Origin of the sequence: Streptomyces sp. NPDC048825, assembly GCF_043198355.1 — a bacterium.
Taxonomy (GTDB): Bacteria; Actinomycetota; Actinomycetes; order Streptomycetales; family Streptomycetaceae; genus Streptomyces; species Streptomyces xiangluensis.
The window spans coordinates 485,670-496,418 of the sequence record NZ_JBICUR010000003.1; the positions used below are offsets into that span (position 1 = coordinate 485,670).

Below are 10,749 nucleotides of genomic sequence, written 5' to 3' on the forward strand. Positions count from 1 at the left end.
AGCAGATATAAGCAGCGTGTTAAGCGTGTTAGGGGAGTCGGACTGTGGCACGGAAGCTTGCCGTCATCGGAGCCGGACTCATGGGTTCCGGTATTGCCCAGGTGTCCGCACAGGCCGGCTGGGACGTCGTCCTACGGGACGTCACCGATGAGGCGCTGACCCGTGGTACGGACGGCATCAAGGCCTCGTACGAGAGGTTCGTGAGCAAGGGGAAGCTGGACGCCGGTGCGGCCGAAGAGGCGTTGGGGCGTATCACCGCCACCACCGACCTCGACGCGGTTGCGGACGCCGACATCGTCGTCGAGGCCGTGTTCGAGAAGCTGGACGTCAAGCACGAGATCTTCCGTTCGCTCGACAAGCTGGTGAGGGAAGAGGCCGTACTTGCGTCCAACACCTCCGCCATCCCGATCACCAAGATCGCGGCGGCCACCGAGCGCCCGGAGCGGGTCGTCGGCGTCCACTTCTTCTCGCCGGTCCCGATGATGCAGCTGTGCGAGCTGGTGCGCGGCTACAAGACGAGTGACGAAACGCTCGCCACCGCACGGGAGTTCGCGGAGTCGGTCGGCAAGACCTGCATCGTCGTCAACCGCGACGTGGCCGGCTTTGTCACTACGCGGCTCATCTCGGCGCTCGTCGTCGAGGCGGCGAAGCTGTACGAGTCGGGCGTGGCCAGCGCCGAGGACATCGATGTCGCCTGCAAGCTGGGCTTCGGTCATGCGATGGGGCCGCTGGCCACCGCCGACCTGACGGGCGTGGACATCCTGCTGCACGCGACGAGCAACATCTACACGGAGACGCAGGACGAGAAGTTCGCACCTCCGGAACTGATGCGCCGGATGGTCGACGCCGGTGACATCGGGCGCAAGAGCGGGCAGGGCTTTTACGCCTACTGACCTTCTGTCGTCCCCTACAGTGATCACCCTTCGGGGTGGTTTCGGTATCGGTTCGCTTACAGACGGCAACTTCTGCCCCGGTACGGCAGTCAGTCCTGGCACAAACACAGGACACGGAAGAGCACGAAAGACGCTGAACACGAAACGCACTCTCGGGGAGCGCATATGCACATCAGGGGCGACCACGCCGAGCTGGTCGTCGGGGGCCGCCTCGACGTCGTCAGCGCGGCGGACGCCCGTACGGTCCTGCACTCGGCCGTCGACGACGGAGCCGGCGACCTGGTGCTCGACCTGTCAGAGCTGGACTCCTGGGACGCCACCGGACTCGGTGTCATCATGGGGGCCCACCGGCGGGCGGGGCGGTGCGGCCGGAGGCTTGTGTTGCGCGGCGTTCCGCCGCAGATGCAACGCCTGTTGGTGGCGACCCGGCTGCACCGGATCCTGGCGGTCGAGGGTGGCATCGGAGTCGAATCGCTGCCCCGGGTGTGACAGCCGGACCGTCGCCTCCCGAGTACCGCCGCTCACTCAAGAACCGGCTTTCTCAAGGAACCGGACCGCCGTCTCCTGCATGAAACGCACAGCACGCACAATCCTCATGAAGCTGTGACGTCGAGGACGGCGCTGTACCCCGTCTGTTCGTAGATACTGTGCGAAGGTTTAGGGTTCGGCTGCCCGCTACCCTCACAAAACCCGTGAGCGGGCACCGGACCAGAAGCGACAGCGCAGTGTGCAGCAGGCCGGGGGGCTCGGCACACAACGCTTTTGGGGGGCTTGGACCTATGGACCCGATGAACAACCGAGGACCCGACGAGTACGGCCGTGACGATGGGGGCACCTCCCGCTCGAGCGAATTCGAGAGTGGGGGAGCCCGGACGCCTCGACAGCGCCCGCCGCGCGATCCGCTCACCCAGGCCCTGGGCCCGGGCAACGGCCAGCCACCGGCACTGGCGCGCACCGTACAGCTGGTGTCCGGCGACTTCCTGCTCACCGTGAATCCCGTCGACGGCAGCGAGATAGAGCTCTGCCCGCCGGGCGAGCGGCCGGGCAGACCGGTGAAGTTCACACCCGCCGAGCGCGCCGAGCTGGCGCGTGCCGCGCGGCCGCCCGTACCACCGGGGCCGTCGCTGCCCAGGATGCCGCTCCTGGAACGCGAGGAAGAGCGTGAGCGGCTCGTACGCCTGCTTGCACGCGGGCGCTCCGTACGGCTCACCGGGCCGTCGGGAGCGGGCCGTACGGCGCTCCTGGACGCCGTCGCCGACGACTGCGCGGACCTGGCGCCCGACGGCGTCGTACGCCTCAGCGGCTACCGCCGCACGGTGGCCGATCTGCTGCACGACCTCTTCGCGGCCGTCTACAGCGCACCGCTGTACCGGCCAGAACCGGACGAACTGCTCGCGCTCGTCCGGGAGATCGGCGCGGTCGTCGTCCTCGACGACATCGAGTTCGGCGGCGGTTCGCTCGACGAGCTGCTCGACGCGACGCCCGAGTGCGCCTTCCTGATCTCCGCGACGCCCGAGGTCGCCGCACCGTCCGCCGACTCACTCCTCGAAGAGGTGTTCCTCGGCGGCCTCGGCCGGGCCGGAGGTCTCGAACTGCTCGAGCGTGCCGTGGGCCGCGTACTGACCGAGGACGAGGCGAACTGGGCGGGCGACCTCTGGTTCGAGTCCGAGGGACTGCCGCTGCGCTTCGTGCAGGCCGGAGCCCTGCTGCGGCAGCGTGACCAACTGCGCGCCGATCCGAACGCCTTCGACGAGTTCGGCTACTACGAGGACGCGCCCGTGGACGCGCCCTTCGACGCCGAGGACCTCCAGGACGTACCGCTGCCCTCGCTCGCCGACGGCGCCGCGCCTGCCGCGCTGCTCGCCTCCCGGCTCAGCGACTCGGCGCGGGCCACGCTGCGGATCGCCGTCGCGCTGGGCGGCGAGGTGCCGCACCAGGCGCATCTGCCCGCGCTGGTCGGGGACACGCACGCGGACGCCGCGCTCGCGGAGTTGGTCGGCTGCGCGCTCGTCACGCCAGTCGGCTCGCACTACCGGCTCGCGGCGGGCGTCCACACCCAGCTGGTGACCGTCGGGTACGCCTCCGACGCGGAGGACCGGGCGACTACCGCCGCCCAGCACTACGCCTGGTGGGCCGGGCATCCTTCGGTCACCCCGGAGCGGGTCGCCGCCGAGGCGGACGCCGTGCTCGCGGCGCTCACCGCACTCGTGTCGATCGCCGAGCCGCCGGTGGAGGGCGAGGAGGAGAGCGTCGCCGTACAGCTGGCCCGCGCCGTCGCGCCCGCGTTCGCCGCGGGCCTGGACTGGGGTTCCTGGGAGCGCACGCTGCAGGCCGGCGACGAGGTGGCCAGGGTCGCCGGTGATGTCTCCGAACAGGCCTACTTCCACCATGAGTTGGGGATACTCGCGCTCTGTGGCGGACAGTACGACCAGGCTCGCGCCGAGCTGGAGGCCTCCGTCGGGCTGCGCGGCGCCGTCGCGGACAAGCGCGGTACGGTCGCCGGCCGCCGCGCCCTCGCGCTCGTCGACGACCGCACCGGTGTCACGCCGGCGGGCGGGTTCGGTGCGACCGCCGGCGAAGAGGTGTCCGACGCGCAGTACGAGGAGTCGGCGTCGCCCCCCGGTGGCGTACCTGCTGCGTTTGCGTCGATCGCGCCGCCCACGCCGCCCCAGCTCGCGACGGTGGTCACGCGTCGGCCCGGACCAGCGGCGTCGCACAAGCCCAGCGGCGTCAAGCGGCTGGTGAACGGCACCCGGCGCAATCTGGTGGCCGCGGGCTCGGGCGCGCTCCTCGTCGCCGTGCTGGGCACGGTGGTGACGCTCGGCGCGACCTCGAACCCCGACGACAATGCCCCCTCGGAGAGGGTCGGCGTCAACCCGTCGGCCATTCCGGGCGAGAACGGCGGCGGGCTCGGCGCGGACCAGCCGGTGAAGGACGACTCGGACGCCTCCGACTCCACGAGCCGTCCGGCGGAGCCGGACCCGGGTGAGGACGGGATTGTTGGGACCGCGGACGATCCGACGCCGACGCCGAGCAAGAAGCCGTCGGACGACGACCCGACCGGGACGAAGGACCCCGACCCGACCAAGTCCCCGACGAAGCCGCCCACGAGCAAGCCGCCGACCGACGATCCGACCCGTCCGCCCACCGACGATCCGACGGACCCGCCGACCGACGATCCGACGGATCCGCCGACCGACGATCCGACGGATCCGCCGACCGACGATCCGACGGATCCGCCCACCGTCGACCCGCCGGACGACCCCACGCCGCCGGACAACACCAGCTCGGCCAGCGGCCCGGCGCCGGAACTGCCCAGCACACCGGCCGAGACCACCGCGAGCACTCCGGCGGACGGCGACGAGCCGACGCTGATCTGACGGCGGTGATCTGACAGCCGCGTACGCCACGGCAGTTGTACGTCACGGCAGAGGGCCGGGTCCGCTTGATGCGGACCCGGCCCTCTGCCGTCGTAACCCTGCTGTCAGAACAGCCGCAGCTTGTCGTCCTCGATGCCCCGCAGCGCGTCGTAGTCGAGGACCGTGCAGCCGATGCCGCGGTCGGTCGCGAGGACGCGGGCCTGCGGCTTGATCTCCTGGGCCGCGAAGACGCCGCGTACCGGTGCGAGATGCGGGTCGCGGTTCAACAGCTCCAGATAGCGCGTGAGTTGCTCCACGCCGTCGATCTCGCCGCGTCGCTTGATCTCCACGGCGACGGTCTGTCCCTCGGCGTCCCGGCACAGGATGTCGACCGGGCCGATGGCCGTCATGTACTCGCGGCGGATCAGCGAATAGCCCTCGCCGAGGGTCTCGATGCGATCGGCGAGCAGTTCCTGGAGGTGTGCTTCCACGCCATCCTTGATCAGGCCCGGGTCCACGCCCAGTTCGTGCGAGGAGTCGTGGAGAACCTCCTCCATCGTGATGATGAGCTTCTCGCCCGCCTTGTTGGTGACGGTCCAGACGCCCTTCTCGTCCCCGGCCCCCTCTTTCAACGTGCAAGGCGGAGACATCCAGTTGAGGGGCTTGTAGGCCCGGTCGTCCGCATGGATCGAGACGCTGCCGTCCGCCTTCACCAGGATCAGGCGGGGTGCCGACGGGAGATGAGCGGTGAGCCGGCCGGCGTAGTCGACGGAGCAGCGGGCAATGACGAGACGCATGGTCCGCAACGCTACTCGACGGGCGGTGCTGGACGCGATTCGCCCATCGTCAACGCCTCTTGCCTGTGGCACATGCTGTTCGAAAGTGGCCGGTTGTGTGCGCATTGGTGCCGTGCTGTGTTCCGGATGTCCTGGTGCGATCAAGAACAGTTGCCTACCGTATGAACGGGAGGTCGCGGTGCGAGTACGCAGCGTGTCCGTTGTCGGCGTGTCCGTTCTCACGGTCTCCCTCCCTGTCCGTCAACCCCCTCTGTCGGGAGGGGGTGCGAGAGGAGAACCCATGTCGCTGGACGTCTCACCGGCCCTACTCGAACAGGCCGAGCGAGGCGAGGTCGACGAAGCGGAATTCGTCGACTGCGTCCGGACTTCCCTGCCTTACGCATGGGAGATGATCAGCTCCCTGGTGGCCCAACTGAAGGTGGACGGCGGAAACTTCGCCGACAACCAGACGCCGCCGCCGGACGAGCAGGCACGGGGCCAGTTGCTGCGAGCGCTCGCGAGTGACGCGATACGAGGCGCTCTGCAGCGGCACTTCGGAGTGCGGCTGGCCTTCCAGAACTGCCATCGGGTGGCGGTGTTCCCGCTGGACGCGTCGGTTGATGACACGCTGGCCCGCTTCACCTCGGTGCGCAGTCAACTGCTGAACCAGTCACCGGAGTTCCGGGACTGCTGAGGCAGCGATGCCGCAGGCTTTGCCGCCCCGTACGCGGGAGGTGCATTTGCACGGGGCGGCAAACTCCCCGCGAGGCGGGCGCGTTGGGCGCAACCGCCGACGCCGCCGACCCGGGCACACCAGCAGCCCCCGCTCACCGCAGCCGTGGCAGCACCTCTGCTCCCAGCCGCCGTACGTTCTCCTCCGTCGCCGCCAGGTCACCCGAGCCCTCCACCAGGAGGGCGAAGCGGGTGATGCCCGTACGCTCCGAGGTCGCCGCCAGCCGGTCGGCGCACAGCTGGGGCGTGCCCACCGGGTGCAGACCGCAGAGCAGTTCGGTGTACGCCAGCGGGTCCCGCATCGCGCGGGCGCGGCCGTCCACCGTCACATGGGCCTCAAGACCCTGCTTCAGCCAGCCCGGCATCGCCTTGACGAGCGTCTCGACCGCGTCGGTACGGCGGTCCGCGATCTGCGCGATGCCGGCCGAGACATGGGCCGCGCCCGCGATTTCCTCGGGGGAGCGGCCTGCGGCTGCGGCGTGCGTACGCCACAGTGCGACCATCTCTGCTTTCTCCTCGTCGCCGACATGCATCCCGAGCAGCATCGACAGACCGCGCTCGGCGGCCAGCCGGACGCTCGCCGGGGATGTGCAGGCGACGACGACCTCCGGACCCTCGGCGCCCGTCAGGTCCTCCGACGGCCTTGGTACGACCGGGACTTCACGGAAGCTGAAGCGCTCGCCCGCACTCGAGACGGAGGGTTCGCGCAACCAGCGCACCAGCAGATCGAGTGATTCCGGGAACCCCTTCTCGTACGCCTCGAGACCTGATCCGAAGACCTCCAGATCGACCCATGGGCCACCGCGCCCCACGCCGAGCATGAAGCGTCCGCCGGACGTCACATGCAGCAGCGCGGCCTGCTCGCCGAGCGCCACGGGGTGCGCGTTGGGCAGCACGCTGACCGCCGTGCCGACGCGGATACGGCGGGTGCGGCCGAGCAGCAGCGCGGCGAGCGTCACGGCCGACGGGCACGTCCCGTACGGCACGAAGTGGTGCTCGGCCAGCCAGACCGCGTCCAGCCCCGCCTCCTCGGCGACCTCCGCCGACCGCACCGCGCGGTGCAGTGCCTCCCCCTGGCCCTGTCCCGGGAACTGGGCCGCCAGTACAAAACTTCCTATGCGCATCGCACTCCTGTCCTCCTTGGTGCCGAGGCGGCTCCCCCACTCGCATAACCGTCTGACACGTGCCAAAGACACGGCTTGGCGGGGAGATTGGCGGATTGTCTGCAGAATGGGCCGGTCACGCCGGAGGAATGAGCCGGTCACGCCGGAGTCTGTGGGGGCCTTGTGGTACGTCTACCCATGGCTGCGCCGCGTAGGCTGGATGCGGCCCGTGCTCCCTGTATAGCCGTGAGGTGTCCTGTGTCCCCGCGCCGCAATCGTCCCAAGGGCGCCCCCAGCGCGTCCGCGGACCAGAGCGACCGGTCCAGCCGCTATGGCGGCTGGCAGACCTTGGAGAGCTGGCAGGGTGAGGCGTGGAGCGTACGCCACGTGGCGGGCGCGAGCGCCGAGGGCAAGACCTACCGCTGCCCGGGCTGCGAGCAGTTGATCCCCTCGGCGGTCCCGCACGTGGTGGCCTGGCCGGAGCATTCGGGTGTGGACGACCGCCGCCACTGGCACAAGGCCTGCTGGAACGCGAAGGACCGCCGCACCACTCGGGTGCAGCGGTCCCGTAACGCGCCACGTTTCTAAGGCCCCTTGGGCCCCTCGGGCCTCTTGCTGATACGGCTCACACGTCGCGCTTCTCCAGCAGGAGGTACGCGCCGGCGAACACGGCGGCCGTCAGACCCAGCATGATCCACAGCGGTTCCCAGCCGGAGGGGCCGGAGGAACTGAGCTCCGATCCGTAGAACACGCTGAGCTGGCTCGGGATCGAGTACTCGAGCAGGAACTGCTGCACGTCCTTCAGGGACTCCGCGAACATGAACATCGCGATGACCAGCGGGGCGAGGAAGAGGCCGATCATGATCGTGATCGCGCCCGCCGAGTGCCGGATGAGCGAGCCGATGAGCAGCGAGAGCAGGCCGACCAGCGCGACGTAGAGGCTGACGCCGACCGTGACGCGGAGCCACTCCTCACCGGTCGGGTCCCCCCCGCCGTTGCCCTCCAGGATCGCCACCTGAGCGAAGCCGACGATCGTCGTGGCCACCAGCGTGACCGTGAACACGAGCGCGAAGAACACGATCGCCTTAGCCACCAGCACGCGGCCGCGGCTCGGGCACGCGGTCAGCGTGGTCCGGATCATCCCCGTGCCGTACTCGGAGGCGGTGGTCAGCACGCCGAGCGTGATGAGGCACACGCTGCCGAGCATCGGCCCGAACAGGCCCAGGACCAGGGGCGATTCACCGCCCATGTTCATGTCCGTGGAAGAGGCGATCAGGGCGAAGAGCAGGCCGAACCCGATCATGAGGAACACGAAGACGCCCAGCGTCCACATCGTCGAGCGGACCGACTTGATCTTCGTCCACTCGGAGGCCAGCGCGTGCCCGAGGTGGGTGCGCACGATCGGGATGGGTGAGGTGTACGAAGAGCCGGGCGCCGCCTGCCAGTTGGGCGGGGCCTGCTGCTGCATGGAGGGCTGGGGCGTACTCATCGGGCGTCCTCGGGCTTGGTCATGTCAGAAGCGGCGTGCTGCGCGGGTGCGGCCTGGGCGTACGGGTTGGGCCCGTCGGGGCCGCCGGGCGCGGCCGGTGCCCCGTACGGGCCCGCGGGCTGTCCCTGCGGCATCGCGAACGGCTGACCGCCCTGCTGGGGCGGCGGCGGGGCGTACCAGCCCGGCTGGCCCTGCCCGGGCACCGGCATCTGCACCGGCGGCATGGCACCCGGCGGCAGCTCCTGCTGGAGGCCCGCACGCTGGTCGCTCGTCGAGCGGTAGTCGACGGCGCCCTGCGTCATCCGCATGTACGCCTCCTCCAGCGAGGCCTGGTGCGGGGAGAGCTCCCACAGGCGTACGTCGGCGTCGTGCGCGAGGTCGCTGATGCGGGGCAGCGGCAGGCCCATGACGCGCAGCGCGCCGTCCTGCTCGGGCAGCACCTGCCCGCCCGCCTCGGTCAGCGCGGACGTCAGCTTCTCGCGCAGCTGCGGCTCACTGTCGGGCGTCCGTACGCGCGCGAAGTCCGCGGAGTTGGCGGAGATGAAGTCCCTGATGCTCATGTCGGCGAGCAGCTGCCCGCGCCCGATCACGATGAGCTGGTCGGCGGTCACCGCCATTTCGCTCATGAGGTGGGACGACACGAAGACCGTACGGCCTTCCGCCGCGAGAGACTTCATGAGGTTGCGCACCCACAGGATGCCCTCGGGGTCGAGGCCGTTGATGGGCTCGTCGAAGAGCAGCACCTGAGGGTCGCCGAGCAGCGCGGCGGCGATGCCGAGGCGCTGGCCCATGCCGAGCGAGAAGCCCTTGGAGCGCTTCTTCGCCACGTCCTGGAGACCGACGACACCGAGCACCTCGTCCACACGGCGGGCCGGGATGCCCGACAGCTGCGCCAGGCACAGCAGGTGGTTGCGCGCGTGTCTGCCGCCGTGCACGGCCTTGGCGTCGAGCAGCGCGCCGACTTGGCGGGGGGCGTTGGGCAGTCTCCGGTAGGGATAGCCGCCGATCGTCACCTGCCCCGCGGTGGGGTTGTCCAGGCCGAGGATCATCCGCATCGTGGTCGACTTGCCCGAGCCGTTGGGCCCGAGAAAGCCGGTGACGGCACCTGGCCTCACCTGGAAGGAAAGGTTGTACACGGCCGTCTTCGCGCCATAGCGCTTAGTCAGGCCGACTGCCTCGATCATTCTCCGCACCCATCGACAGGTCAGTGACGTCGGGACGCATGCCCCCGTAAGGGTTAGGAGGATAACGGGCGGCTGACGGTTCCCACCAAGTTTGGGTAAAACACAAGCCCCCTGCACATGCATGCAGAGGGCCAGTGAAGCGCCCCGTCAGGGGCGCGGGGCTGTGTCAGTCTGCGGCTCCGCCGCGATGGGGGTCCCCCCTCTCGAGCGAAGCCGAGAGTGGGGGAGCGACCAGCGACGGCGGACCCGCAGACCACCCACAAACCGAACTTACCGAGACTGCTGAGCCGGAACCCCACGAGAGATCGGCTCGTCCTGCTCCGGCGTGCCCGCGGCAGCGACCGCCGCACCGGTGAGCGTCGCCAGCATCTCGCGAACGTTCGTCAGCTGAGCGTTGATCGAGTCGCGGCGGTTCGTGAGAGCCGCAAGCTCGCGCTCGGATTCCGACCGGATCCGGTCGGCCTTGGCGTTCGCGTCGGCCACGATGTCCTCGGCCTGCCGCTGAGCCGTCTCGACCGTCTGACGGGCCCGGCGCTCCGCGTCCGTACGCAGCTTCTCCGCCTCCAGGCGCAGCTGCTCCGCGCGGTGCTCGATCTCCGCGAGGCGCTTTTCGGCCTTGGCCTGACGCGAGGCCAGGTCGCGCTCGGACTGCTCGCGCCGCTTGGCGAGGTTCGTCTCGAAGTCGGCGGCTGCCTGTGCGGCCTTGGCACGGGTCTCCTCGAAGAGGGCGTCCGCCTCCTCGCGCTTGGACGCCGCGTCCTTCTGCGCCTCGGCACGCAGCTGCGAGGCGTCGCTCTTGGCCTTCTCGACGATCCGGACGCCCTCGTCCTCTGCCTTGGCCTTGCGGTCGGCAGAGAACGCCTCGGCGTCGTTGCGCACCTGCTGGGCGGCGGACTCGGCGAGCTCGCGGTGCTGCTCGGCCGCGCGACGGGCCTCCTCGCGCAGATCCTTCGCCTCCTCCTCGGCGAGGCGGAGGATCTTCTCGACGCGCGCGCCGAGACCCGCGTAAGACGGCTCGGCGTCGTTCACCTGGGCCTGGGCGTTCTGCGTCTCGAGGTGGAGTTCCTCGATGCGCTTTTCCAGGGCGGTGATACGGGCCAGAGCGCTGTCACGGTCGGAGACGAGCTTCGAGATGCGTTCGTCCACCTGAGCGCGGTCGTACCCACGCCGCACAAGCTCGAAGCCGTAGGGGGAAGTGTCGCTCATGGGGTTC

The 10,749-nt window shown here is 69.8% G+C and carries 10 protein-coding genes; 5 read left to right on the forward strand and 5 right to left on the reverse strand.

All coding sequences use genetic code 11. From position 1 onward, the window contains the following. Positions 1-44 precede the first annotated feature (44 nt). From ACGFNK_RS10950 to ACGFNK_RS10960, 3 genes are all read left to right on the forward strand, one after another. A complete protein-coding gene (locus tag ACGFNK_RS10950; RefSeq protein ID WP_386354054.1) occupies positions 45-893 on the forward strand; it encodes a 3-hydroxyacyl-CoA dehydrogenase family protein in 849 nt (282 codons plus the stop codon). 165 nt (positions 894-1,058) lie between these two features. Continuing rightward, positions 1,059-1,382: an STAS domain-containing protein gene (locus ACGFNK_RS10955; RefSeq protein ID WP_386354056.1), complete on the forward strand. Its 324-nt coding sequence runs from the start codon at positions 1,059-1,061 to the stop codon at positions 1,380-1,382. A 290-nt stretch (positions 1,383-1,672) separates the two neighbouring features. Continuing rightward, on the forward strand, positions 1,673-4,273 hold the full coding sequence (locus tag ACGFNK_RS10960) for an ATP-binding protein (RefSeq protein WP_393414148.1): 2,601 nt from the start codon (positions 1,673-1,675) through the stop codon (positions 4,271-4,273). Between the two features lie 104 nt (positions 4,274-4,377). Here the strand turns inward: ACGFNK_RS10960 and nucS are convergent, their stop codons facing one another. Next, the gene (nucS, locus tag ACGFNK_RS10965; RefSeq protein ID WP_393414151.1) at positions 4,378-5,049 is read right to left on the reverse strand and encodes an endonuclease NucS; all 672 of its coding nucleotides are present in this window, start codon (positions 5,047-5,049) and stop codon (positions 4,378-4,380) included. A 280-nt stretch (positions 5,050-5,329) separates the two neighbouring features. Between nucS and ACGFNK_RS10970 the strand changes: the two genes are divergently transcribed. Beyond that, positions 5,330-5,722, forward strand: a complete 393-nt coding sequence (locus tag ACGFNK_RS10970; protein ID WP_165340641.1) for an SCO5389 family protein — start codon at positions 5,330-5,332, stop codon at positions 5,720-5,722. A gap of 133 nt (positions 5,723-5,855) precedes the next feature. On the opposite strand, the gene ACGFNK_RS10975 is transcribed toward ACGFNK_RS10970, so the two are convergent. Further along, the gene (locus ACGFNK_RS10975) at positions 5,856-6,884 is read right to left on the reverse strand and encodes an LLM class flavin-dependent oxidoreductase (protein ID WP_393414155.1); all 1,029 of its coding nucleotides are present in this window, start codon (positions 6,882-6,884) and stop codon (positions 5,856-5,858) included. A gap of 237 nt (positions 6,885-7,121) precedes the next feature. Between ACGFNK_RS10975 and ACGFNK_RS10980 the strand changes: the two genes are divergently transcribed. Next, positions 7,122-7,451, forward strand: coding sequence for an ATP/GTP-binding protein (locus ACGFNK_RS10980; RefSeq protein WP_393414157.1), 330 nt, complete (start codon positions 7,122-7,124; stop codon positions 7,449-7,451). 37 nt (positions 7,452-7,488) lie between these two features. Here ACGFNK_RS10980 and ACGFNK_RS10985 read toward each other — a convergent pair whose 3' ends face one another. The 3 genes from ACGFNK_RS10985 to ACGFNK_RS10995 all read right to left on the reverse strand — a co-directional run bounded on the left by ACGFNK_RS10985 (position 7,489) and on the right by ACGFNK_RS10995 (position 10,742). Further along, the gene (locus ACGFNK_RS10985; RefSeq protein ID WP_393414160.1) at positions 7,489-8,352 is read right to left on the reverse strand and encodes an ABC transporter permease subunit; all 864 of its coding nucleotides are present in this window, start codon (positions 8,350-8,352) and stop codon (positions 7,489-7,491) included. Next, complete coding sequence (locus ACGFNK_RS10990) at positions 8,349-9,536, reverse strand: ABC transporter ATP-binding protein (protein WP_393414163.1); 1,188 nt, start codon at positions 9,534-9,536, stop codon at positions 8,349-8,351. Before ACGFNK_RS10990 ends, ACGFNK_RS10985 begins: the two co-directional genes overlap by 4 nt. A 270-nt stretch (positions 9,537-9,806) precedes the next feature. Beyond that, positions 9,807-10,742: a cellulose-binding protein gene (locus ACGFNK_RS10995; RefSeq protein ID WP_165340636.1), complete on the reverse strand. Its 936-nt coding sequence runs from the start codon at positions 10,740-10,742 to the stop codon at positions 9,807-9,809. Positions 10,743-10,749: the final 7 nt, after the last annotated feature.

Excerpts from the sequence above, each read along its gene's own strand:
- ACGFNK_RS10975 (WP_393414155.1), bottom strand. The coding sequence starts at position 6,884 with ATGCGCATAGGAAGTTTTGTACTGGCGGCCCAGTTCCCGGGACAGGGC.
- ACGFNK_RS10960 (WP_393414148.1), top strand. The coding sequence starts at position 1,673 with ATGGACCCGATGAACAACCGAGGACCCGACGAGTACGGCCGTGACGAT.
- ACGFNK_RS10990 (WP_393414163.1), bottom strand. The coding sequence starts at position 9,536 with ATGATCGAGGCAGTCGGCCTGACTAAGCGCTATGGCGCGAAGACGGCC.
- nucS (WP_393414151.1), bottom strand. The coding sequence starts at position 5,049 with ATGCGTCTCGTCATTGCCCGCTGCTCCGTCGACTACGCCGGCCGGCTC.
- ACGFNK_RS10985 (WP_393414160.1), bottom strand. The coding sequence starts at position 8,352 with ATGAGTACGCCCCAGCCCTCCATGCAGCAGCAGGCCCCGCCCAACTGG.
- ACGFNK_RS10970 (WP_165340641.1), top strand. The coding sequence starts at position 5,330 with ATGTCGCTGGACGTCTCACCGGCCCTACTCGAACAGGCCGAGCGAGGC.
- ACGFNK_RS10995 (WP_165340636.1), bottom strand. The coding sequence starts at position 10,742 with ATGAGCGACACTTCCCCCTACGGCTTCGAGCTTGTGCGGCGTGGGTAC.
- ACGFNK_RS10955 (WP_386354056.1), top strand. The coding sequence starts at position 1,059 with ATGCACATCAGGGGCGACCACGCCGAGCTGGTCGTCGGGGGCCGCCTC.